General features: G+C 38.2%; 25 protein-coding genes and 1 pseudogene. 12 read left to right on the top strand and 14 right to left on the bottom strand.

Annotation, left to right across the window (positions count from 1 at the left end; genetic code table 11):
- Nucleotides 1–65 precede the first annotated feature (65 nt).
- Together hmpA and JET18_RS03455 are read left to right on the top strand one after the other, a co-directional pair.
- Nucleotides 66–1268 (top strand): NO-inducible flavohemoprotein, encoded by a 1203-nt coding sequence (gene hmpA, locus JET18_RS03460; RefSeq protein WP_202089216.1) that lies wholly within the window; start codon nucleotides 66–68, stop codon nucleotides 1266–1268.
- 7 nt (nucleotides 1269–1275) lie between these two features.
- Nucleotides 1276–1725, top strand: coding sequence for an Rrf2 family transcriptional regulator (locus JET18_RS03455; protein ID WP_202089215.1), 450 nt, complete (start codon nucleotides 1276–1278; stop codon nucleotides 1723–1725).
- Nucleotides 1726–2452: 727 nt separating this feature from the next.
- Here JET18_RS03455 and lptB read toward each other — a convergent pair.
- A pseudogene (gene lptB, locus JET18_RS03450) lies at nucleotides 2453–3178 on the bottom strand (LPS export ABC transporter ATP-binding protein); the annotation flags it as partial.
- 213 nt (nucleotides 3179–3391) lie between these two features.
- On the opposite strand from lptB, the gene JET18_RS03445 reads away from it, so the two are divergent.
- The 3 genes from JET18_RS03445 (at nucleotide 3392) to JET18_RS03435 (ending at nucleotide 4781) form a co-directional block, all read left to right on the top strand.
- Complete coding sequence (locus JET18_RS03445) at nucleotides 3392–3691, top strand: TM2 domain-containing protein (protein ID WP_202089213.1); 300 nt, start codon at nucleotides 3392–3394, stop codon at nucleotides 3689–3691.
- Nucleotides 3692–3824: 133 nt separating this feature from the next.
- Complete coding sequence (locus JET18_RS03440; RefSeq protein ID WP_202089212.1) at nucleotides 3825–4553, top strand: hypothetical protein; 729 nt, start codon at nucleotides 3825–3827, stop codon at nucleotides 4551–4553.
- 45 nt (nucleotides 4554–4598) lie between these two features.
- Nucleotides 4599–4781 carry a bacteriocin gene (locus JET18_RS03435; RefSeq protein ID WP_202089211.1) on the top strand — a complete coding sequence of 61 codons (183 nt, stop codon included), beginning with the start codon at nucleotides 4599–4601 and terminating at the stop codon, nucleotides 4779–4781.
- 490 nt (nucleotides 4782–5271) lie between these two features.
- Here JET18_RS03435 and JET18_RS03430 read toward each other — a convergent pair whose 3' ends face one another.
- On the bottom strand, nucleotides 5272–5415 hold the full coding sequence (locus JET18_RS03430; RefSeq protein WP_202089210.1) for a bacteriocin-like protein: 144 nt from the start codon (nucleotides 5413–5415) through the stop codon (nucleotides 5272–5274).
- A 135-nt stretch (nucleotides 5416–5550) separates the two neighbouring features.
- Entirely contained in the window at nucleotides 5551–6540 is a 990-nt protein-coding gene (gene hemB, locus JET18_RS03425; RefSeq protein WP_202089209.1) for a porphobilinogen synthase, read from the bottom strand.
- A 118-nt stretch (nucleotides 6541–6658) separates the two neighbouring features.
- Between hemB and JET18_RS03420 the strand changes: the two genes are divergently transcribed.
- The 3 genes from JET18_RS03420 to JET18_RS03410 all read left to right on the top strand — a co-directional run bounded on the left by JET18_RS03420 (nucleotide 6659) and on the right by JET18_RS03410 (nucleotide 9341).
- Complete coding sequence (locus tag JET18_RS03420) at nucleotides 6659–7009, top strand: T9SS type A sorting domain-containing protein (RefSeq protein ID WP_202089208.1); 351 nt, start codon at nucleotides 6659–6661, stop codon at nucleotides 7007–7009.
- 104 nt (nucleotides 7010–7113) lie between these two features.
- Nucleotides 7114–8025 carry an ABC transporter ATP-binding protein gene (locus tag JET18_RS03415; protein WP_202089207.1) on the top strand — a complete coding sequence of 304 codons (912 nt, stop codon included), beginning with the start codon at nucleotides 7114–7116 and terminating at the stop codon, nucleotides 8023–8025.
- Between the two features lie 5 nt (nucleotides 8026–8030).
- On the top strand, nucleotides 8031–9341 hold the full coding sequence (locus tag JET18_RS03410) for an ABC transporter permease (protein ID WP_202089206.1): 1311 nt from the start codon (nucleotides 8031–8033) through the stop codon (nucleotides 9339–9341).
- A gap of 178 nt (nucleotides 9342–9519) precedes the next feature.
- Here JET18_RS03410 and JET18_RS03405 read toward each other — a convergent pair whose 3' ends face one another.
- From JET18_RS03405 to JET18_RS03365, 9 genes are all read right to left on the bottom strand, one after another.
- Nucleotides 9520–10197: a porin family protein gene (locus JET18_RS03405; RefSeq protein ID WP_202089205.1), complete on the bottom strand. Its 678-nt coding sequence runs from the start codon at nucleotides 10195–10197 to the stop codon at nucleotides 9520–9522.
- A gap of 26 nt (nucleotides 10198–10223) precedes the next feature.
- Nucleotides 10224–11096 carry a succinate--CoA ligase subunit alpha gene (gene sucD, locus JET18_RS03400; protein ID WP_202089204.1) on the bottom strand — a complete coding sequence of 291 codons (873 nt, stop codon included), beginning with the start codon at nucleotides 11094–11096 and terminating at the stop codon, nucleotides 10224–10226.
- A gap of 91 nt (nucleotides 11097–11187) precedes the next feature.
- On the bottom strand, nucleotides 11188–12090 hold the full coding sequence (locus JET18_RS03395) for a UDP-3-O-(3-hydroxymyristoyl)glucosamine N-acyltransferase (RefSeq protein WP_202089203.1): 903 nt from the start codon (nucleotides 12088–12090) through the stop codon (nucleotides 11188–11190).
- A 71-nt stretch (nucleotides 12091–12161) separates the two neighbouring features.
- Nucleotides 12162–12725, bottom strand: coding sequence for an elongation factor P (efp, locus tag JET18_RS03390; RefSeq protein ID WP_202089202.1), 564 nt, complete (start codon nucleotides 12723–12725; stop codon nucleotides 12162–12164).
- An 18-nt stretch (nucleotides 12726–12743) separates the two neighbouring features.
- On the bottom strand, nucleotides 12744–13130 hold the full coding sequence (locus JET18_RS03385; RefSeq protein WP_202089201.1) for a hypothetical protein: 387 nt from the start codon (nucleotides 13128–13130) through the stop codon (nucleotides 12744–12746).
- 28 nt (nucleotides 13131–13158) lie between these two features.
- Nucleotides 13159–13956 carry an acyl-ACP--UDP-N-acetylglucosamine O-acyltransferase gene (gene lpxA / locus JET18_RS03380; RefSeq protein WP_062649277.1) on the bottom strand — a complete coding sequence of 266 codons (798 nt, stop codon included), beginning with the start codon at nucleotides 13954–13956 and terminating at the stop codon, nucleotides 13159–13161.
- The gene (locus JET18_RS03375; RefSeq protein WP_062649280.1) at nucleotides 13957–15354 is read right to left on the bottom strand and encodes a bifunctional UDP-3-O-[3-hydroxymyristoyl] N-acetylglucosamine deacetylase/3-hydroxyacyl-ACP dehydratase; all 1398 of its coding nucleotides are present in this window, start codon (nucleotides 15352–15354) and stop codon (nucleotides 13957–13959) included.
- Nucleotides 15347–16378 carry a UDP-3-O-(3-hydroxymyristoyl)glucosamine N-acyltransferase gene (lpxD, locus tag JET18_RS03370; RefSeq protein ID WP_202089200.1) on the bottom strand — a complete coding sequence of 344 codons (1032 nt, stop codon included), beginning with the start codon at nucleotides 16376–16378 and terminating at the stop codon, nucleotides 15347–15349. Before lpxD ends, JET18_RS03375 begins: the two co-directional genes overlap by 8 nt.
- A 72-nt stretch (nucleotides 16379–16450) precedes the next feature.
- A complete protein-coding gene (locus tag JET18_RS03365) occupies nucleotides 16451–17677 on the bottom strand; it encodes an HD domain-containing protein (protein WP_202089199.1) in 1227 nt (408 codons plus the stop codon).
- A gap of 421 nt (nucleotides 17678–18098) precedes the next feature.
- On the opposite strand from JET18_RS03365, the gene JET18_RS03360 reads away from it, so the two are divergent.
- The 4 genes from JET18_RS03360 to JET18_RS03345 all read left to right on the top strand — a co-directional run bounded on the left by JET18_RS03360 (nucleotide 18099) and on the right by JET18_RS03345 (nucleotide 22591).
- Complete coding sequence (locus JET18_RS03360; RefSeq protein ID WP_202089198.1) at nucleotides 18099–19742, top strand: S41 family peptidase; 1644 nt, start codon at nucleotides 18099–18101, stop codon at nucleotides 19740–19742.
- Nucleotides 19743–19874: 132 nt separating this feature from the next.
- A complete protein-coding gene (gene porX / locus JET18_RS03355; RefSeq protein WP_202089197.1) occupies nucleotides 19875–21419 on the top strand; it encodes a T9SS response regulator signal transducer PorX in 1545 nt (514 codons plus the stop codon).
- A 117-nt stretch (nucleotides 21420–21536) separates the two neighbouring features.
- The gene (locus JET18_RS03350; protein WP_202089196.1) at nucleotides 21537–21830 is read left to right on the top strand and encodes a YciI family protein; all 294 of its coding nucleotides are present in this window, start codon (nucleotides 21537–21539) and stop codon (nucleotides 21828–21830) included.
- A complete protein-coding gene (locus tag JET18_RS03345; RefSeq protein WP_202089195.1) occupies nucleotides 21827–22591 on the top strand; it encodes an exodeoxyribonuclease III in 765 nt (254 codons plus the stop codon). The genes JET18_RS03350 and JET18_RS03345 overlap by 4 nt, the downstream gene beginning before the upstream one ends.
- A 59-nt stretch (nucleotides 22592–22650) precedes the next feature.
- Here JET18_RS03345 and JET18_RS03340 read toward each other — a convergent pair whose 3' ends face one another.
- Nucleotides 22651–23022, bottom strand: a complete 372-nt coding sequence (locus tag JET18_RS03340; RefSeq protein ID WP_202089194.1) for a septal ring lytic transglycosylase RlpA family protein — start codon at nucleotides 23020–23022, stop codon at nucleotides 22651–22653.
- A 612-nt stretch (nucleotides 23023–23634) separates the two neighbouring features.
- Nucleotides 23635–24363, bottom strand: coding sequence for a hypothetical protein (locus JET18_RS03335; protein ID WP_202089193.1), 729 nt, complete (start codon nucleotides 24361–24363; stop codon nucleotides 23635–23637).
- Between the last annotated feature and the right edge of the window lie 10 nt (nucleotides 24364–24373).

Here is a 24373-nt window from a genome sequence, read left to right as displayed (position 1 = left end):
TTGTATTTTAAATACAACAATTAGAATTCTTTTTGTAGATTTGTCTCATTATTAAACAAAACAAGATGAACTCTAATCAAAAAAAATTAGTCAAATCGACGGTACCGGTTTTACAAACCAATGGAACAGATCTCACAAAACATTTTTATTCAAGAATGTTCAAACACCACCCTGAGCTGAAAAATCTTTTCAATATGAGCAACCAGGCCAGTGGAAAACAGCAGCATGCTCTTGCCGGAGCAGTTCTTGCGTATGCTGAACATATTGAAAACCCTGAGGTTCTGATCAATGTATTAAAATCAATCGGGAATAAGCATGTAAGCCTGAATATTAGTCCGGAACAGTATGATATTGTAGGCCATCATTTAATTTCTTCCATTAAAGAAGTACTGGGAGAAGCAGCATCTGATGATTTAATAGAAGCCTGGACAGAGGCGTATAATGAACTGGCCCAGATCATGATCTCCATTGAAGCAGAGCTTTACCAATCCAATCTAAAAAAAGAAGGCGGATGGAAAGGCTGGAGAACATTCATCATTTCGGAAATTACCGAAGAAAGCAGTGAAGTGAAATCTTTTTATCTGAAGCCAAAAGATCAGGCATCTATTGCTGATTATCTTCCGGGACAGTATCTTTCTGTAAAGTTATTTATTCCCGCTTTAGGACATGAACAGGCCAGACAGTACAGTCTTTCATCCGCTTTCAACCCGGAATATTACAGAATATCTGTTAAAAAAGAAAGTAATGGAAATGTTCCTGAGGGAGTTGTCTCCAATATGCTGCATCATAAAAAAACGGGGGATGAAATATGGGTAAGTGCTCCATCGGGCGTATTTCATGCAGGGGTTGAAAGCAACCAGCCTTTGGTATTGATCAGCGGAGGTATAGGAATTACTCCCCTTCTGAGCATGCTGGAAACCAATAAAAAAAGGCTTCAGGAAAATACCACAGTCTGGCTTCACAGCTGTAGAAATGAAAAAGTTCATGCGTTTAAAGATAATGTTGACCGCCTGAATCAGGACAGTGAATGGCTTACGACTCATGTTTTCTATGAAACTCTATCTCAAAACGGAAACGATTCTGTAAAGGAAGGAAGAATCAATTTGGCGGAACTCAGAGACGAAGTGCTGATTGATGATGCAAAGTATTATATTTGCGGACCGGAAGTCTTTATCAAAGTACAGTATGACTCTCTGATCAAACTCGGGGTTGCACAGGAAGATATTCTATATGAGGAGTTTGGCCCTCAATTGCTTCATTTTAATTAATTACCCAATGAAACTGAACCATTTTACCGATTACAGTCTGCGTGTATTGATCTATTTAAACAAAAAAGGCAGCACAGCATCTTCTTCGCTGGATGAATTGTCTGAACAGCTGAATATATTACGCAATCATCTCATTAAGGTGGTTCAGTTTTTATCCAAAGAAGAGCTTGTCATCACAAAAAGAGGTAAAAACGGCGGCATTTATATTTCAGATAAAGCGCTCAATACAGGACTGGGCAGTCTGATCCATTTGCTGGAACAGGATGACACTCCGGTTATTAACTGTCACTCAAAACCCTGTGTTTTTATGCCGTTTGACTGCCGTCTGAAATTCTTTTTAGACACCGCCTATCAGGCTTTTATAGACAGTATGAATCAGCACCGTTTATCTGATCTGGTCTTTAATAACTGGGAAAATATTTTTGCGGGGCGCCAAAGTCCGGGGAATAATGGGTGATTTTAGACATCAGACATCAGATTTCAGACATCAGACTTAAGGAGGTTAAGACTGAGATTGAGGTTAAGAAATAGCAATGGTGAATTTTGCTGCGCAAGTGAATAGTGAATTGGGGATTAAAGAATCAAGAGCCAAGAGCCAAGAACCAAGATTTTAGATAGAAGAGATTACTTCTGGTGGCTTCGGGAGCCTCAGCCTCCAGGTATTTGCCGGTTCATTCAATGCTTCCGGATTTACTGACATAAATTTTCCAACTCAGAATCACGTATCCTAATAATTTATAATTCCCGAATCTTCTTATTCACAAACCCGAATCCCACACATCGAAACTTTCAAACCCTAAAACTCTCCGACCCTCCTACTCTCCGACTCTCCAACTCTCAAACCCGAATTACCCCTCGTAGAAATAGGTCGTAAGGTAATGCAGTTCAGGTCTGCTGGCCGCTTTGGATTCAGCTTCTGCCTGCTCCAGCGTGTAATGTGATGTAAGTTCTTTTCTTTGGAAAATGAAAGAATTATTGGCATTTTTATCGACCACTTCGTTGAAAATATATTCAATTTCAGAATTAGCCAGCGATGCAAAGCTGATATCTTCGATGCCGTGCATTAGTCTCAAATCATCAAACTGCCCGAAATTCTCATCTGTAAACCCCTGAAACTGTTGTTTTGAGTCAAAATTACCAGCCCAGATGTTATAAATATATTTTTTCTTTTTCGGTTTATCCAAAATACTCTGATAGACGAAGTTTTCACCAAGATAGGCTTCCCTTACCTGCGGATCGTTCGCAAGATCTTCCGGAAGTCCTTCTTTCAGGATATTTCCTTCAAACATAATGTATGTTTTATTGGTGATCGCCAGGGTCTGCTGTACGTTGTGATCGGTAATCAGGATTCCGATATTTTTGTCTACGAGGCTTCTTACAATCTTCTGAATATCTTCTACCGCAATCGGGTCTACCCCTGCGAAAGGCTCATCAAGAAGGATAAAGTTAGGGCTTGTGGCAAGACAGCGGGCAATTTCGGTTCTACGTCTTTCTCCTCCGGAAAGAAGATCTCCTCTGTTTTTACGCACGTGCTGCAGAGAAAATTCTTCGATCAGCTCATCACATTTGATCTGCTGTTCACGCTTTGAGAGTTTGGTAAGCTGTAAAACACCCATGATGTTCTCTTCCACAGACAGCTTTCGGAAGATGGAAGCCTCCTGGGCAAGATACCCTATTCCCTTTTGTGCTCTGCGGTACATCGCATCGCTGGTGATTTCCTGTTTGTCCAGGAAAATTTTCCCGGAAGTAGGCTTAACCAGTCCTACGATCATATAAAACGACGTGGTTTTTCCTGCTCCATTGGGACCCAGCAAACCAACAATTTCTCCCTGTTCTACCTGTACAGAAACGCCTTTTACTACTTTTTTAGGACCGTATTCTTTGATTAAGTTTTCTCCTCGTAAAATCATAGCAGCAAAGATAAAGTTTTTTTGAATTCAAATTTTAGATTATCAATGGGAACCGATTTTTTTTGAATGACAGATTTAAATATCATCCGGAATTGTCTTAACAAAACTCATGTTTTATCTAAAATTAAATATTCGGACGGCTATTTTGTAACTCCATGAAATTTTATCCGACCTATTGAGAAATTCATTCAGTCAACACTAAATATATTAACAATGGAAAATTACGGTTACACAAAAACAGAAGGCACACAGAATCAAAACCAGCAAAACTCTATGAATTACAGATCGGAAAAGAAAATTCCGGCTGCGATTCTGGGAATTCTTGTAGGGTGGCTGGCTTTAAATAAATTTTATCTGGGCTATACAAAAGAAGGAGTAATTCAGCTTGTCCTTAATATCATCACTTTTGGAGCAGCTTCTATTATTCCTTTTATCGAAGGGATCTTATATCTGTTTATGAGTGATAAGCAGTTTGATGATACGTATGTTTATGGAAAGAAGGGATGGCTTTGATGATTTGATGATGTGGTGATATGATGATTTGATGATGGGATGATTTGATGATGAGGTGATTTCGTTGATAGAGACGTCTTCATTTTTATTTTATTTCCCTATTTTTATACACCAAATCAAGAATTAACTTACTATGGAAAATAATCAAGACCTGACGGATCTGCTTGCCCTGGATCTGGGTATTAATATTGTGGACAGACGCCCTTATGCGAAGGAAGTTTTCAAATGGCAGGATATGGATCTTCTTCCCCACTCTTCCACAGACACCCTGCTTTGCGAAATCTTTGAATGGAACGGAAGAAACTGGAGAACCACCGGAAACAACCTCATTGGATACCTGTTTTCGGGTGATGCCCTTAATACGGTGAAGGAACAGCTGATCAATACGCCAAAACATCCTGCTTTAATCCCGGATTTTGAATTCACAAAAGACAGCATGGTGGAATATGGACTATCACTGCCTTCATTATTCAATATCGGGGTGAACGGAAACATCAAAAATGCCAAAAGCTTTTCGGTGCGGGTGAACGGAGTTACGAAATCAAGAATCACCAATATTGATTCTCCAGGAATTGAAATTCTGAAAAACTATTCTCTGTTTACACAAAGCAAATCCAAAACCTACAGAAAAAACATCAAGTTCAATTACCTGAGCACTTCGCTTTTCTATGCTGAAAGTGTGGAGATTTTTCTGGAAAAGGAATCGGGAGTCGGGCTGGATGTCAGTTTTCAGACCCAGAATGTGGAAGTGGATGCCAAAATAGATACGGATACGAAGAAACATTTTGTTTTAAAATATTCTGGAAATCAGGCACCTTTCGCAGCAAAATTCACTAAAGGAAAAGATTTCAACATCATGTGATAAATTTTTATTATTTTAGTTCAACTAACCTATAAAATATTTCACATGAAAAAATTAACGAAAAAAGAATTGAAGAACATCAGTGGAGGGAACATCAGATTTCCTGATGCGAACGGTAACTGCCCAAGAGGATGGTATCTTTGCCCGAAGAATATCTGCATCAATGATAACGGCGGCGAAAATCCTATAACCCCTTCAAGCCCTTATTACACTGCTTGTTTCGGATAAAAATATAACGCTTCAGATTTGATCTGAAGCGTTTTTATAATTAAAAAGAGGCTGTCTAAAAAGCTTCCCAGTAATAATTCCCCAAATCCAAAAGTTTCGGGGATTATTTGTTTTTATTCTTAGACTTTTTTAAGGTTCAACCCAACTGTTAATGATATTGAAGTCCAGTCTAAGTCTTTACCTACAATAGTCTGAACTTTTTCTTTCTGATGTTATTTTTCGAGGCTGCCGGCAAAAGAAATAGTTTTATTTGACGCAAAGTTTGAAGATCATACTTTATATTTTAGAAATGCAAAGTAGAGAATCAATTGAAATTGATTCGATGAAGCGTGTGGATAAAACGTCCGCTTATTCAGTGGCGCAGCCGCAGCTCTCTGCTTACCTTGAAATAGGTGAAATAGTGTGAAACTTTGCGTTGAAATTATTCAAAAAAAGACCGCCTCACTTTTGAGACGGCCTGTTTCTATATATTTTTGATGTCAATTCAAAATTATTGGGGACATGCAAGATGATTGATTGTGCATGGATGCCATACACCAAAACACCACGTTCCGCAAAAATCGTCATCCGGAAGAATGGCACCTCCTTTAATTTTTTTCAACTGTTCTTTGTTGATTTTTTTTAGGTTTTTCATAAAATACATTGTTTTTGATTCTTTATTATTTAATCTTTTAAATAACTTATACTCAAATATAGTTGTATTTATTTATAATACAAACACCAAACCTAAATTTTAACATTTAAATCCCTTCATAAGGATTAATCAACATTATTTGTTCAGAATTATTGCGGCTTCTTTCGCAAAATAAGTGAAGATCATGTCTGCACCGGCTCTTTTGAAGCATGTAAGACTTTCAATGATGGTTTTATCATTATCCAGCCATCCGTTCTGAGCAGCCGCCTTTACCATGGCATATTCTCCACTCACGTTGTAAACTGCTATCGGAAGATCAATCGCTTCACGAACTTTAGAAACGATGTCCAGATAAGGAAGTCCCGGTTTAATCATAATGATATCCGCACCTTCATCAATATCTTTAAATACTTCGTTCAAAGCTTCGCGGGAATTGTGAAAATCCATCTGATAGGTCTTTTTATCTTTCGGAATTTCCAAATTATCTTTTGGAGCACTATCCAGGGCACTTCTGAAAGGTCCGTAAAAAGAGCTTGCATATTTTGCGGAATAACTTAGAATTCCTACGTCTGTAAACCCGCTTTCCTCCAAAGCCTCACGGATAGCCAATACTCTTCCGTCCATCATATCACTTGGTGCCACAATGTCAGCTCCTGCTTCCGCATGCGACACAGACATTCTTGCCAATGCATCATTGGTCGCATCATTCATGATTTTTCCGTTTTCAATAATTCCGTCGTGTCCGTAGATGGAATAAGGATCCAACGCTACATCCGGCATTACAATCATTCCCGGAACCGCATCTTTGATCGCTTTGATCGTCTGCTGCATCAGTCCGTCTCTGTTCCAGGCTTCTTTCCCGGTATTGTCTTTCAAATGTTCTGACACTTTCATGTACAGATTGACCGATTTTACTCCTAAAGAAAATAATTCCTTACATTCTTTCACCGTTAAATCTACGCTCCTCCTGAATATTCCAGGCATTGACGGAATTGCTTCCTGCTGGTTTTCGCCCTCCATTACGAAGATAGGCATTACAAAATCATCCGTTGTAAGAATATTTTCTCTTACTAAACTTCTGATAGATTCATTAACTCTAAGTCTTCTATTTCTTGAATGTATCATTTTGGAATACTTTTTGAATAAGTTTCTACAAATTTACTACAACTTATATAAAAAACTATTGTGTAGAATTGTAGAATTGTTTATTTTTGTTTTAATACATTCGAGAAATTATAATTTGATGAAAAAACTTTTACTTTTATTTCTATTTATAGGCGCTTTCGTTGGGTTTTCCAACAATATGCAAGCACAGCTGAGAGAGCCGGGTTCCCCTTCCCAGAAGTCTGATGACGGTGTATTGGTAGCGTATCCAAATCCAGCAAAAGATTTCCTTCTGATCAAAGCAAAAGATTCTGCTTTAAAGATCAAAAGTGTAACCTTTTATTCTATTTTAGGAACGCAGGTAGCCAACTATTCTGTCAACATGAATTCCGGAGAGATCAACATTGAAAAGTTAAAACCCGGAAAATATCTGATCCGCTATATTTTAAGCGATAACACCCAAAAGGTAACTCAAATCGTAAAACAATAAAATTAAATCCTGATAATCATCAGGATTTTTTCTTTTACACCGGTTCTGCCCTAATAATTCCGTAACTTTCAGAACTTTTTTATACTCATTATAAAAACAATTGAATGCTTAAAGCTGAACATATCAGAAAGACGTATGGCGCCGGAAAGAAAGTAGCATTGGATGATTTCAGCATCCATGTACCTCAAGGCAGTATTTACGGTCTTCTAGGCCCTAACGGAGCCGGAAAAACTTCTTTTATCCGTATCATCAACCAAATTACCCAGGCCGATTCCGGCGATGTATTTATCAATGGAAACAAGCTTAATCCTACCCATATCAGGGATATCGGCTATATGCCCGAAGAACGCGGACTGTATAAAAACATGAGCGTGGGTGACCAGATCCTGTATTTCGGGGAACTGAAAGGAATGAGCAAGAATGATGCTTTGAATGAAGCCAAAAAATGGTTTGAAAAGCTGAACATCGATCAGTGGTGGAAAAAGAAACTTTCGGAACTTTCAAAAGGGATGGCACAGAAAATTCAGTTTGTGGTAACGGTTCTTCACCGTCCGCATCTTCTGATCCTGGATGAGCCTTTCTCAGGTTTTGATCCGGTAAACGCCAACCTGATTAAAGATCAGATCATTGATCTTAAAAACAACGGAACCACAATTATCCTTTCTACCCACAGAATGGAAAGTGTGGAGGAAATGTGTGATTATGTAGCATTGATCAACAATTCTAAAAAGATCATCGACGGAAGAGTCTTTGATGTAAGGGAAAAATTTAAGAAAAATATTTTCGGGGTAACGCTTTCGGAGATCGATGAGGCTAAATTTGAAAATTTCAAAAGCACCCACGATATTTTTAATTTTTCCAACGAAAACAATCTGGTTTCTTTTGATCTTAAAAATGAAAGCGGACAGAATGATATTCTTCTGGACCTGATCAACGTAGGAAAAATAAGGTCATTCGACGAGAAAATCCCGAGCATGAACGAAGTGTTTATTAATGCTGTAAGCAATCATTCCTAATTTTTATGAATAATATTTTTTTAATTACCAAAAGGGAGTTTCTTACGCAGGTTAAGAAAAAATCCTTCATTATACTGACATTGCTCGCTCCTGTTTTACTGATTGGTTTCGGAGCTGTCATCGGTCTTATGTTTAAAGCCAATGAATCTCACAGCATTATTGAGGTTGTGGATAAAAGCGGACTTTTCAGGGACCAGCTGAAATCTGATGACAAACTGAATTACGTCATTGTTTCTGCTGCAGACGAGAAAGCAAAAGTCAATAATCTGAAAGATAATGAATCGCTGGACGGTATCCTTATCCTTCCCGAGCTGAAAGATCAGGATTATACCGCTCTTGAAAACGGAACAAGGCTTATTGTGAATTCCAAGATGGGCTTTGATACGAAGCAGAAAATTGTTTCTGATATCACCGATGTCATTAAAAAGGAAAAAATCAAGCAGTTTGGCATTCAGGAAACGCAGCTGAACAGCCTTGATAAAGGGTTTACTTTAAAAACCATTAATGTTTCTGATAACAATAAGGAAGATTCCGATCTTGCTTTCGGAGTAAAAAGCGGTTTAAGCATCCTTTTAATGTATGTGACATTCATGTTCATCATTATTTACGGAGTAAGGGTAATGAGAAGTGTGCTTGAAGAAAAGAACAACCGTGTTGTGGAGATTATTATTTCATCCGTGAAGCCATTTGAGCTGATGATGGGTAAAATATTAGGGGTAACGCTGGTTGCTCTGACGCAGTTCCTGATCTGGATCTCTATGTCCGTCGTGGGAGCACTGGTTTTAAATACCGGATTTTCATCTTTTCAGAAGAATATTCCCGGAGGCAATGAGGAACTGGCCAGCAAACTTGATATTACACAGATTGCAACACAGGTTTCGCACAGCTTACTGGAACTGAACTTCCCGTTGATTATCTTCGTATTCATAGTGTTTTTCCTTTTGGGATATATTTTCTACAGTTCCATATATGCAGCCATAGGTTCTGCCGTAGATAACGAAACTGAGACGCAGCAGTTCACTTTATTTGCTATTTTGCCGCTTACTTTAGGAATGTACGGAAGTTTTTCATTAATGAACAATCCTGACGGTCCTCTGGGCTTCTGGCTGTCTATTATTCCGTTTACATCGCCTGTTGCCATGATTGCAAGGATACCTTTTGGGGTTCCGGCATGGCAGATTGCGCTGTCCATTACGTTATTATTGGGAACTACTATTTTTATGATATTCCTGGCCGGAAAAATCTACCGCGTTGGTATTTTAATGTATGGCAATAAGGCTACCTTGAAGGAGATCTGGAAGTGGATCAGAGGATAATAAACTAAGGGTTGGGAAGCCCGAAGATGGAGGATGGAGGTGCCGAAACGGATTCCAGTTGTTCTCTTTACACCTTCAATAACTTTTCTTCTATTTTCCGACTTCATCACATCGTATAAAACACAAATCCCGGAAATTAAAATTTCCGGGATTTTTTATATCTGAATAACGAATTATTCTATTTGAAAATGTAGCTTAAGCTAAGGCTGATCACCTGCTCAGACTTACCTTTATCGGTACCTCCTTTGTCTTTAGCAAGATCAGGATAAGTATTTGAAAGGCCTAAGTCGTACTTAAGAGCTACTTCCAGCTGTCTCTTGTAGCTATAGCCTACTCCTAATCCAAGAGCAAAGTTAAAGCTTGCTGCTTTTCCACTCACTCCCGCTGGATATTTAGAGTCTGTAATAACATAATCCGGATCATAATACGGCCTGTCTGCCGGAGCGTTTTTAACGTTCTGACTCATCAGAAAGTTAAATCTTGGTCCTATCATTCCAAAGAATTCTGATTCAGCCTCAGAAAAATATCCTTTGAAATAAACAGGTACACTCAGGTAATTGTTACCGTACACTGCATCATAACCATCTTTTGATTTAGCATCTTTATCTTTTCCGGTTTCTCCAGCACCATAGTACAGAACTTCGGGCTGAATATAGAACTGGTTTGCTTTTCCTACAGGGATTAGAGCCAAAACTCCGCCCTGGAACGCATACCTCGGACCGGAAGGGTTATGAGCATTTCTTACTCTGGAATAGTTACCACCTGCTGTAACACCGAATCTTGTGCTTTTGAAATCAATCTGGGCAAAAGACAAGGTTGAAAGGGTCAATGCTGTGGTTAATAAAAGTTTTTTCATATGTTTTGGTTTGTATTGTGTAATGTTTATCCAAGAACTTTTGCAACAGTAGCACCAATGTCAGCAGGAGAATCTACAACGTTGATTCCGTTTTCTCTCATGATTTCCATTTTAGCCTGAGCAGTATCTTCATCACCACCTACAATAGCTCCGGCGTGTCCCATAGTTCTACCTTTAGGAGCAGTTTGTCCTGCGATAAATCCTACAACCGGCTTAGTAGATCCGCTAGCTTTGTACCATCTTGCAGCTTCAGCTTCTAATCCACCACCAATTTCACCAATCATTACTACCGCTTCAGTTTCAGGATCGTTGATAAACAATTCCAAAGCTTCTCTTGTGGTAGTTCCGATAATTGGGTCACCACCGATACCGATTGCTGTAGAAACACCGAAACCGGCTTTTACTACCTGGTCAGCAGCTTCGTAAGTAAGAGTACCTGATTTTGAAACGATACCTACTTTACCTTTTTTGAAAACGAAACCTGGCATAATACCAATTTTAGCTTCATCAGAAGTAATAATTCCAGGACAGTTCGGACCGATCAGTCTGCAGTCTCTGTCAGCGATATAAGATTTTACTTTTACCATATCTGCTACCGGAATACCTTCAGTAATACATACGATAACTTTGATCCCTGCTTCAGCAGCTTCCATGATCGCGTCAGCAGCGAATGCAGGAGGTACGAAAATGATACTTACGTTAGCTCCGGCTTTTGCCACAGCATCAGCCACTGTATTAAATACAGGCTTCCCTAAGTGCTCAGATCCTCCTTTTCCCGGAGTAACCCCGCCTACTACGTTGGTTCCGTATTCAATCATCTGGCCCGCGTGGAAAGTACCTTCGTTCCCTGTAAATCCTTGTACAATTACTTTAGAATCTTTGTTTACTAAAATTGACATTTTATTGATGTTTTAATTTATTTAAATATTTTATTAATGCTCACAAATTTACTTATTTTTCTTTGATTTTGGACAAAACCAAGTGAATAGTTTATTTGAGATTTCTCAGCTTTACTTCTTTTTTCAGATAGCCTTTGAAATCTTCTGCAAACATCCCGATATAAGTTCCTTTTTTAAGATCTCTGTTCACTCCTGTTTTACCAAGAATCACAGATCCTGCTTCAATTTTATTCCCGGAAGCGATGCCTACCTGCCCCCAAAGCGTTACTTCATCTCCGATGACGCAGCAGCCGGCGATGCCCACCTGTGATGCTATCAGGCATTTTTTACCGATCACGGTATCATGTCCGATCTGGATCTGATTGTCAAGGACTGATCCTTCACCGATGATGGTAGAATCTGTAACTCCCCTGTCGATTGTACAGTTATTTCCGATTTCCACATTATTTTCAATCACCACATTTCCTACGGAGATCAGGCGGTCGAAATTTCCGTTGAGTTTTCTGTAATAAAAGGCATCTCCACCCAGTACCGTTCCGGACTGGATGATCACATTATCACCGATAACGCTTCGGTCACCAATTACCACATTAGGAAAGATCAGGCTGTTTTTCCCGATCTTCACATTGTTTCCAATCACTGCTGAGGAGTGAATTCTTGTTCCCTCGCCTATTTCAGCATCGTGAAGTTCTTCTGTGAAATTATATATTCTCGTAAAGTGAGTATTGATCTTGTTAAAGTCTCTGAAAGGATCATCAGAAACCAATAGCGCTTTCCCTTCCGGGCATTCTACCTTTTTGTCGATCAAAATGATGGTAGCTTCGGAATTTAAAGCTTTATCATAGTATTTGGGGTGATTGACGAAAACAATCTCGCCCTGTTTTACCATGTGGATTTCGTTGGTTCCCAATACTTCAAAGTCTTCCGGGCCAACAAATTCAGCGCCTATTAATTCGGCAATGGTTTTGAGCTTTTGCGGAGAATGGAATCTCATAACAATTTGATTTTCTTATAAAAACAAAATTCGGACTGCTGATGCAAACCGAATTTATGTAAATTTAATTCTTATTTTACTCTTTCTAAGTAGCTTCCGTCTTCTGTGCTTACTTTAATTTTGTCTCCCGGCTCGATGAAAAGAGGAACCATTACTCTGGCACCGGTTTCAACGATTGAGTTTTTAAGAGCATTGGTCGCTGTATTTCCTTTTACTCCCGGATCAGCTTCAATAACTTCAAGATATACAGACTGAGGAAGTTCTGCAGAAAGTGGAGTTTCATCAGCTTCTTTCAGAATGATTGTTACTTCTTCACCCGCTTTCATAAACTGAGCGTTTTCAATCATTTCTTTGTTCAGGTATAACTGAGAGTAGTCATCATTATTCATGAAGTGGAATCCGTTCTCATCATCATAAAGATACTGGAACTTTCTTGTGATTACTTTTACTTCTTCAATTTTGTGCCCTGCAGAGAAAGTATTATCAATCACTTTCCCGTTAGTTACTGATTTAAGTTTTGTTCTTACGAAAGCCGGTCCTTTCCCAGGTTTTACGTGAAGAAACTCTATTACTTTAAAAATATCGTTACTGTACTCAATGCAAAGTCCCTTTCTGATATCGTTACTTGTTGCCATTAATTTATATTACTGTTTTTATTTTGTTTTAAAAATAGGAACTGTTGTAGTTCCCGGAACTCTCTGATTCCCTACCGGATTTGGGTTGATTACCTTACCGGATGGTGAGATAAATGAACCGTTGGTAGAATTATTAAAGTTCATATTATTCTGCTGAAGCTGGTTGACATTATACTGAACGGCCGAATTATTCTGTACCGGATTCATGTATGAGTCACTGTATTTGCTTTTCTGCATGAAATTCCCAACATTCTTTTTAGCAATACTATCATTCTCCTGGGTCTTGACTCTTTCAATAAGAGGTCTGGAAGTCTTTTTCTCAGCTTTTGATGCTGAACTGTTTTTTTCCTGTCCCCAAACTGCTGCTGAAGACAAAACGGCAAGAATTAATAATAAGCTTTTCATATGTTGAGTGTTTATATGTTTTATCGGATTAAGAGTTACTGTCTTTTCCGGTTCCGTAGCCTTTCACAATACCTCTAGGAGAGTTTTGGATAAACTGAAGAATCTCATCTCTTTCCGCAGTAGGAAGCATTTCTTTTTCAATATGCGAAATAGCCTGGGAAACATTCATCTTCATCTGGAAAATAGCTCTGTAGATCTTTTGGATTTCGAAGATCTTCTCATTGGTAAATCCTCTTCTTCTCAATCCTACTGAATTGATCCCTGCATAAGACATAGGCTCTCTTGCTACTTTTACGTAAGGCGGAATATCTTTTCTTACCAGAGTTCCTCCTGAGATCATCACATGCTTACCGATTTTACCAAACTGGTGTACGGCACTAAGCCCTCCCATTACAGTATAATCACCAATTTCCACGTGTCCGGCAATACCACAGCCATTAACGATGATCACATGATCACCGATGACACAATCGTGAGCAATATGTGAAGTCGCCATAATCAGGCAGTTCTTACCTATTTTTGTGAACCCAAGAGCTTTTGTTCCCCTGTTTACGGTAACGCATTCTCTGATGGTGGTTTCGTCGCCGATGATCACCTGGGTATCTTCGCCGTCAAACTTGAGATCCTGAGGAATGGCTGAAATAACTGTTCCGGGGAAAATCCTGCAGTTCTTTCCTATTCTGGCTCCATCCATAATGGTAACATTGGGACCGATCCAGCTTCCTTCTCCAATTTCCACGTCTCCTGCAATTGTAGTAAACGGTTCTACAATAACGTTTTTGCTGATTTTTGCACGTTTATCTACGGCGGCTAATTGATGAATCATTTAATCAACTTTATTTTTTGCGACTTGGGCCATTAGTTCAGCTTCTACAGCTACAGTATCTCCTACATATCCGTACCCCTGCATGTGTACAATTCCTCTTCTGATAGGCTCTATCAATTCAATTTTGAAAATCATAGTATCACCCGGAACTACTTTTCTTTTGAATTTTACTTTATCTATTTTAATGAAGTAGGTGGAATAGTTTTCAGGATCGGGAACACTTGCCAATACAAGAATTCCTCCTGTCTGTGCTAAAGCTTCTACCTGCAGTACGCCCGGCATCACAGGTTCTTTAGGGAAATGTCCTACGAAGAAAGGCTCGTTCATCGTTACATTTTTCAGACCTACTACATGGGAATCTGAAAGCTCAAGAACTTTATCTATTAATAAGAACGGAGGTCTGTGAGGCATAAGCTTCATGATTCCATTGATATCAAAAACCGGTTCTTTGGTTAAATCAAAATCCGGTACGTTTTTTTTCTTTTGCAATTTCCACTGACGGTTTAATTTTTTTGCAAACTGAGTATTCACATAATGTCCAGGTTTGTTTGCAATCACCTTTCCTTTTATTTTTACGCCTGCTAAAGCAAGGTCACCAATTACATCCAGTAATTTATGTCTTGCCGCTTCGTTAGGATAATTCAATGTAAGATTATCCAGAATACCATTCGGTCTGATAGACACATTGTCTTTCCCGAATGCTTTTTTCAGTTTTTCAGTAGTATCAGGAGTAAGATCCTTATCTACATATACAATGGCATTAGAAATATCTCCACCTCTGATCAATCCGTGATCAAGAAGCATTTCCAGTTCATGCAGAAAGCTGAATGTTCTGGCAGAAGAAATTTCGTCTTTAAATTCTGAAATATTTTTAAGGGTAGCGTTCTGAGTTCCCAATACTTTGGTTCCAAAATCTACCATGGTAGTCACTTCGTACGTATCGGAAGGAATGATGGTAATTTCTGATCCTGATGCCGGATCTGCATAGCTCAGTACTTCTTTGATCACCAGGTATTCTCTGGCAATATTCTGTTCTGCTATTCCTACGCTTTCGATAGCTTCAACAAAGAATTTAGAGGATCCATCTAAAATCGGAGGCTCGGAAGCATCCATTTCAAGAATGGCATTATCAATATCACAACCTACTAACGCAGCCAGAAGGTGCTCACAGGTAGTAATTTTTACGCCTAATTTCTCTAATGTGGTTCCTCTTTCTGTAGCTACTACATAATTTACATCAGCTTCTACCTGAGGATGTCCCTCTAGATCTGTCCTTACGAACACAAAACCTGTATTTTCTTTAGCAGGTTTAATGGTAAGTTTTACTTCTTTACCTGTATGAAGGCCAATTCCAGAAAGCGTTACTTCTTCCTGGAGTGTTTTTTGCATATCACTCATTAGTTTTATCTTTTGAGGTATCCTCAAGATTATTTATTCTCTTTACAATTTCAGTAAAATTTCTGAAATGTACATAGTTTCTAAGATAGTCGTTGTAGCTGATAGCCGGAGATCCGTATAAAGTTTCTCTGTCCCCTACGCTGGAATTCACCCCACTCTGAGCCTGAATTTTAACCTGGTTACCGATTTTAATATGGCCAACCACTCCAACCTGTCCGCCAATCTGGTTCCAGTCTCCAATGGTGGTAGATCCTGCAATTCCCGCCTGTGCGGCAATCACGTTGTTCTGTCCGATCTTCACATTGTGAGCAATCTGGATCAGGTTGTCGATCTTCGTTCCTTTCCCGATAATGGTAGAACCAATGGTAGCCCTGTCGATACTGCAGTTGGAACCGATTTCCACATCGTCTTCGATGATCACGTTTCCAAGCTGAGGGATCTTTTTAAATCCTTCCGCAGTCGGCTGGAAACCAAATCCGTCACCTCCTACTACCGTATTGGAATGAATCACGCAGTTATCCCCGATGATACAGTAGTCATAAATCCTGGCACCACTGTCTATTTTACAGTTTTTACCAATCTTTACTCCTTTTCCTATATATACATGCGGATAAATCTGCGAACCTTCTCCGATTTTAGCTTTCTCCGAGACATAGGTAAATGCCCCGATATACGCTTTGTTACCAATCACAGCGGTATCATGAATAGAAGAACCGTTTTCGATTCCCTCTTTTCTGCCCTGCATTTCCTGGTACAAATTCATTAAAATCTGAAATGAAAGGTATGCATCCTTTACGACAATTAAGGTAGGATTATAATTAACTTTATCTATAAGTTTTTCCGAAACAATAATAACGGAGCATTTTGAGGTATCTAAAAAGTGCGAAAATCTGTCCTGTGCTATAAAAGAAAGATGTCCTGATTCACCATTCTCAATTGGTGAAACCCCTGTAATAACCGTGCTTTCGTCGCCTATTATCTGTCCGTCAATAAAACTTGCAATTTGCGAAGCTGTAAATTCCATATTCTGCAAAGATAAGAAATTCTGTAATTCGCAAACATTTTTTGATTTTCGGAACGTGAATTTTAAGATTATTTAAGATATTATCTGAGATATTTCTCTTGGAAAGGTAAGAATATACCTTGCCGTCTTATGCACTACAAGCCCGGACAGCAACTGGTCCTGCGACTCTTCCAGCCGTATTTTCTCGCCGTCTTTCTTCAGAAGGTAAATAGGCTGTTTTTCGGTGTCATAAGGCAGTAATTTTCTTTTAATTTCATGTACAAGCTCCTTTCCATTATCAATTCCAAAAAATTCATTGGTCTTTTTTATCTTTTCCTCAATGAATTCTTTTTCGAAAGGACGGGTAGAAATGATCGTTTTCGGAAGATTTCTCTGGATCACACACCGGCACCAGTAAGACAGAATAAAGTCTTCAGAATTCTGCCAGGATTTCATCGCATGAATTATATCATTATCGTCGAGTTGGGTAAAACGATAAATATCCTCATCAGTTGCCGAACTTTTTGCCCGGTGAAGGAAATATCTGAGGTTTTCGCCCGCAGGCAGATCCATTCCTTCCGACACGAGATACTTTGCTCTCTGTAAGATTTTAACCAGAAGAAACTCTGCAAGTGCCGAAGTTTTATGATAGTATACCTGCCAGTACATAAACATTCTTGCAGCCAGGAAGTTTTCAATGGAGTAAACACCTTTGGCATCAATGACCAGCTCGCCTTCACTGCAGACATTCATCATGGAAATAATCCTCTGTGTATTAATATTTCCTTCTGAAACGCCAGTGAAAAAACTATCTCTGTTTAAATAATCAAGTCTGTCTACATCAAGCTGTGAAGAAATCAGCTGATTGAAAAATTTCCTGTGGTATTTCCCCTGGAACATTTCAATGGCTACGGAAAGTTCTCCGTTGAATTCTTCATTTAACTTATTCATCAATAACAATGAAAGTTTTTCATGGTGCCAGTCATCCATCAGCATATTTTCCAGCGCATGGGAAAACGGTCCGTGCCCTATATCATGCATCAAGATTGCCAGCATAGCGCCTTTTTCTTCTTCTTCAGAGATCTTAATCCCTTTCTGACGCAGCGTTTCCAATGCCGTAAACATAAGATGCATTGCTCCCAGCGCATGATGAAACCTCGTATGCGTGGCACCCGGAAAAATCAGATTCAGAAGACCGGTCTGCCCAATTCTTCTTAACCTCTGAAAGTAAGGATGCTCGATGACGTCAAATAAAATTTCGTGTGGGATTCTGATGAAGCCATGAACGGGATCGTTGATGATCTTTAGCTTGTTCTGCATTGAAACATTTATATTAGTAAACAAAGTTAGGGATTTTAAATTTGAAGGTTCATTAAATTGATGTTAAAGAATTTCAGGCTTTAAAGATTCGTTATGCAGAATATACAAATTTGTTTTTTGGTATTGGTGAGAGTTCCTTAATCTTCCAAATACTGTTTTTTAACCACAGATGGCGCGGATTGACACAGATGATTGCGTTAAAATGTTGCTCCAGGTTTTGGCTAAAACCCTGGTGGAGGGTTGATATTTTGAAGATGGGCTAAAGCCCATACCTATTGAATTGATATGAGTTATTCAATCTTTAAATCCTTCAATTCTTTAATCTTTTAATCATAAAATCTGTATTAATTTTCACAGATGTTTCTTCCTATTCTGTTTTTAAAAATATATCTTTGGTATTGCAAATAACCATCCCATTTTAATGAGAAAAATTTCTCTTTTCATCCTACTTTTATTCAGTTTACATTTTTCCGCGCAGGCTTTATCCGAAACTCAAAAGCTGGCATCGCTGTGCAGAATCTGGGGATTTTTGAAATATTACCATCCCGGTGTGGCAAAAGGAGATTTCGAATGGGACCAGGAGCTTTTAAAAAAAATAGATGAGCTTAATAATATCCGGGATAAAGATCACCTGAATGAATTATACTTTAACTGGATCAATAATCTCGGGAAAGTTGATGAATGTAAAAATTGTTCTAAAGAGAATAAAGAGAAGGTTTACTTCTTAAGAAACTTTGATCCAAGCTGGATTAACGACAAAAATATTTTTAATGAAAAACTCAGCCGCCAGCTTCTTTTTATCCAAAACAACAGGAATCTTGGCAGCAACCATTATTTTGGAACAGGCGGAAGAAAAGTTTATTTTAAAAATGAAAACTCTTATGGTTCAAAATTTACATCAAAACCAATTTCTCTTCTTGAACTTTTCAGATACTGGAACGAGGTAGAATATTTTTTCCCGTACAAATACCAGACAGATCAGAACTGGAATGATGTTTTAACTGAGATGATTCCCAAATTCCTGAGCATTCAAAATGATGAAAGTTATCATCTGACGCTTGCAGAACTGGTGACAAAGGTGGATGATTCCCACGCTTTTCTTTATTCTCCATTGATCAATGCCCATCAGTACGGAAGAAGAAAAGTTCCTGTAGAATATACGTATGCGGAGGGAAAACTCGTGATCACAAAGATCATTAAAAACAGATTGGATGAAGAAATTTCTTTAAAAACAGGCGATGTCATTTATGATGTTAACGGAAGAACCATTCCGCAGATGATCAACAGGTTTGGAAAATATGTTCCGGCCTCCAATTCCTGGGGGAAAATCACCAAAGTGAAAAACCTTTTTCTTTTCAGCAATAATGATTCTGTTACCGTTAAAGTCGAGCGTGACGGGCAGAACATTTCTGTGACCGCCAAAACGTATCTTCTGAAAGATATTATTACAGAAAAGCCTGCAGCAAAACAAAAATGGAATTTTCTCGATGCCAGCCGGAAAATTGGCTACGCGAATATGGGCATTATTGAAAAAAGTGATCTGGACGAAATGTACGGAGATTTAAAATCTGCAGCATCCATTATTTTTGATCTCAGAAATTACCCGAAACAGACCATTATCCCTTTAAGCAGGATGATTCTTCCGGAGAAATCAATTTATTATCAATTTAATTTCCCGGAGACGGATTATTTGAGTAAATTCTATAGCTCAAAAAACAGTATCGGAAGGAAAAATCCGGATTACTATAAAGGGAACGTAATTGTCCTGGTAGACGGGAATACACAGAGCCAGGCAGAGACCACCACGATGATGTTCAAACAGCATCCGAAAGCAAAAGTGATCGGCAGCCATACTTCAGGAGCCAATGGTGACGTTATAAGATTCAAAATAGCAGATCTGGACACGTGCTTTACCGGGCTCGGGGCTTATTATCCGGACGGAAGGGAAACGCAGAGAATCGGGATTGTGCCGGATATTATCATAACACCTACTGTGAAAGGGGTGCAACAGGGAAAAGATGAAGTTCTGGAAAGAGCTTTGGAATATATTAAGACCGGTTTTTAAATAAATTGAATATCAGCAGGAATGGAGCGGATTTCCATTTAACTAATATTTAACTTTTAATCTCTTTAAATTGTGAGAATTTAAAAGGAATTGGTCAACATTTTGATACAATAACCATGTAAAAAATAAATTATGTCGGAAAAGATATTATGGATAGATGATGAAATAGATTTACTCAAACCCCATATCGTATTTTTAGAAAAAAAAGGCTACCAGGTAACCCCGGTCAATAATGTGAATGAAGCTCTGGAACTCATGGATTCGGAGAAATTTGCATTGACGCTTATTGATGAAAATATGCCCGGAATTTCGGGACTGGAAGCTATTCCTATGATTAAGGAGAAGGATAATTCTTTAAAGATCGTGATGGTTACCAAAAGTGAGGAAGAACATATTATGGAAGAAGCGATCGGATCTCAGATTGCGGATTACATCCTTAAGCCTGTAAATCCAAACCAGATTTTATTGTCCTTAAAGAAAAATCTTCAGGAGGATAATCTGGTGGAACAGAAAACTATTCTTCAGTACCAGCAGGAATTCAGAAACCTTTCTATGGAACTTTCTTATTTGAGAACGTATCAGGAATGGGCAGAATATTATAAGAAAATCCTGAGCTGGGAAATTAAATTTGATAAAGTAGCAGATAATGAATTCTCTGATCTTTTGCAGTCGCAGAAAGAAGAAGCGAATATTCAGTTTGCCAAATTCATTGAAAAAAATTACGAAGGCTGGCTTACGGATTCTGAAAAGCCTTTGATGAGCCATACCCTTTTTAAAGAAAAAGTAAAGCCTGAAGTAGAAAAGGAAAAAGTTCTGCTTCTGATGGTAGATAACCTGCGCTATGACCAGTGGAAAGTTATTGAACCGTTATTTACAAAATATTATAATAAGATTTCGGAGGATTATTATTACAGCATTCTTCCTACGGCTACACAATATGCAAGAAATTCATTCTTTGCAGGACTGATGCCGTCTGAAATAGAAAAGCGTTTTCCTGATAAATGGTTCAATGATAATGAGGAAGGAAATAAAAATGAATTTGAGCGTGACTTCCTGGAAGATCAGATGAAAAGAATCGGTTTAGGATCTAAATCTATGAAGTATCTTAAAGTACTGAATGCCGATTTTGAAAGAAAGATCTATGACGATTTCAATCAGCATAAAAATAATGACCTTCTGGTGATTGTCTACAACTTTATCGATATCCTTTCGCACGCTAAAACGGATAACCATATTGTAGACCAGCTGATCCGTGATGATAAAACGTTCAGATCCCTTACCTATAACTGGTTTGAAAATTCATCCATTTTAAAAATCATTAAGTTAGCAGCAGAAAGCGGCTACAAACTTGTGATTACGACAGATCATGGAACGGTTTATGTTAAAAGACCTAGTAAAGTAGTCGGAGACCGTGAAACATCCACGAATATCCGTTACAAGACTGGAAAAAGTTTAACATACGATGACAGCGACGTTTGGGCCATTACCAACCCTGAAAAGCTGTTTCTTCCGAAAGGAAATTTAAGCTCGAAATATATTTTTGCAAAGAATAATATTTTCCTGGCCTATCCAAAGAATTACAATCACTTTGTAAACTATTATAAAGAAACCTACCAGCACGGTGGAATATCATTGGAGGAATGTATTATTCCTATCAGCGTTTTAGAACCCAAATAGTTTTTCATAGTTTATAAATTTGGGCTCAAAAGCGGCAAAAATCTTTCGATTTTTGCCGCTTCTTTTTTACACGCACTTTTAATAGTCTTTCAGAGTTGCTATCTTAGCAGAAAAACAATGTTTATCATCTCACTGACTTATAAAGTATCTCTGGAAGACGTAGAACGTTTCATTCCGGAACATAACCTTTTCCTTGACAAATACTATAGTCTTGGGAATTTTATTACCTCGGGCAGAAAAGAACCCAGAACGGGAGGAGCTATTCTTGCGAACGCAGCTTCTAAACAGGAAATCGAGGAGATTATTAAAGAAGATCCTTTCTATTCCCATCAGATAGCAGATTATGATATCATTGAATTTATTCCGTCAAAATACAACGAACACTTTAAAATATTTATACAGAACTCATGAAGTTAATCACTTATAATGTCAACGGAATCAGGGCTGCCTTTACAAAAGATTTTCTGGGCTGGCTGAAGACCGCTGATCCGGATATCATCTGCATTCAGGAGAGCAAAGCCGGAAACGACCAGATTGATATCGAAAGTCTTGAAAAAGCCGGTTATCATAGTTATTGGCATTCTGCTGTAAGAAAAGGCTACAGCGGGGTCGGAATCGCCTCAAAAATCAAACCGAACCATGTGGAACACGGATGTGGTATTGAAAGCTACGATAATGAAGGCAGGATCATCCGAGCAGATTTTGACGGCTATTCGGTTATTTCCGTTTATGTTCCTTCTGCCAGCAATATTGAAAGGCTTGAATTCAAGATGCAGTTCTGCCATGATTTCCTGGTTTATATCAAGGAGCTGCGTAAAACAATTCCTAACCTTATTATTTCCGGAGATTTTAATATCTGTCATCAGGCCATTGATATTCATGATCCGGTCCGTTTAAAGAATGTTTCCGGCTTTTTGCCGATGGAAAGGGAATGGATGACCAGCTTTATCAACGAATGCGAACTAATAGACAGTTTCCGCTTTTTCAATAATGAGCCTGACAATTATACGTGGTGGAGCTACAGACAAAATTCCAGAGCGAATAACAAAGGCTGGAGACTGGATTATAATTTTGCGACCTATCCTTTAAAAGATAAGCTTTCAAGGGCTGTTATTTTAAAGGAGGCTGTACATTCCGATCATTGTCCCGCCATGGTAGAATTCAATCTGTAAAACCATAAAACACAAAAAGCCAGCTGAATCAGCTGGCTTTTACTTTTAAATCATAAAGTTTAATCGACAATTTCATATTCAACCGGAATGGTACCATGACTGATATCTCCGATTTCATCGAACGCGGCTTTAGAAATATCTAATGCTCTTGATGCATGGAAAGGTCCTCTATCATTAATCCTTACTATAACCTGTTTTCCATTGTTCAGATTGGTAACTTTAATATTAGTCCCAAACGGAAGCGTTCTGTTTGCAGCGGTGAACTTTGAGTTGCTAAAGATCTCTCCGCTTGCTGTTTTTCTACCATTAAATTTATCGTGGTAGTACGATGCATAACTTGTTTTCTTCGCATCTAAGGTATTACCTGTAAAAGAATAAACACCTAAGGTTGAAATCATCATTATGATTACGAGAATGAATCTTTTCATCATCTTGAATTTTATTGGTTTTGACGGAGCAAAAGTATAAGGAATGTTCTAAAGTCCATACTCCATTTGTTAAAAACCGTTAATAAAAACCAAAATGTATGTTAACAAAGCCTGTAAGCTCCTATAAACAGGGGTTTTAGGTAGCACTGTTAAAAAACGTTAAAAAAACAGGCTAAAAGTTAACATAATTAACTTATTCATTAAAAAATAAGAAATTTAAATTATTTAAACAGTTGAAAATCAATCAATTAAATAATTTGTATTTTTTTAGATTTCAACCTATATTCTTTTTTAAATCTAAAAATTTTAAGATCATCAAACCATTAAAGGCTTTTCCTGGAAGTCTTTCAGGCTGTTTTCGGTTAGATTGATACGTGAATATTAACAACGTCCTTTAAGAGTTTCCTGAATGATCGTGTTTTAATAATTCAATTTATATGCCATCAAATCTGTTTTGCCTGTAAACCTTCCGGATCCGTATAATAAAATTAAGATCCAATCATTACCGCTGTAAGCAGTCAATTACTTTTTCTACTTACGATCTATCCTTATATATATTAAAAACAAAAAACCAATGAGCTGGTCATTGGTTTTATTTATATCAATAAGTAATTCTTATTTTAAGTACTCAATTACATAGTCATATGTTCCGGAAGGATAAACAACCGACATACTTGGTGAACCTGTAATTGCATTTCCTGCACTGGTAGCTACTGTATAAGAATACAAGCTTCTGTCATAAACAGTGTTTGTACCTGCCTTATAGATAGTAATACCATACAGAGTTGTCATTCCAGCCGGAGCAGGAATATTTACTGCTGTAGAAGTACCGCTTGCTGTGAATGTACCTTTCAGTGCAAAAAGCTGCTTGTCTACCCCTACCCCAGTGTTGATCAAAGTATTGGTAGTAGTTTCAGCAGTTCCGATTGTTACTTTAGGAGAAGCTCCACCGATTGGAAGCCATCTACCGTTAGTAATATTTCCTGGATTTCCTGGGTTTGAAAAGTAATAGAATCCTGGAATTACCGCAGTGGTTACCCCTTGTCCGGCAAGAGTATTACCAGTCGCGCTGTTATAAACTACCATACCATCAAAGTTGGATAAAGTTACATCATTATCCATTGGTGCAGTATCAAATTGGAAGGTTGTTAAGTTTGTTCTAGGAAAACCTAAACCTCTACCGTAGCTTTGGTTTGCTAATGATTCGAAGTTACTGCCATCAAAAAAATAGTTAGTTCCTTCAAGTGAAGAAGCAAGAGGACCATTTCCAAGAATCTGAGCATTGCTATTAACTCCAAGAATTAATAAAAACAAGCCCACTATATTTACAAAAGTTTTTTTCATTGTATTATGT

Origin of the sequence: Chryseobacterium endalhagicum (assembly GCF_016745235.1) — a bacterium.
Taxonomy (GTDB): domain Bacteria; phylum Bacteroidota; class Bacteroidia; order Flavobacteriales; family Weeksellaceae; genus Chryseobacterium; species Chryseobacterium endalhagicum.
Note: the sequence above shows the minus strand (reverse complement) of the source record. Positions and strands in the feature narration are given on the sequence as shown.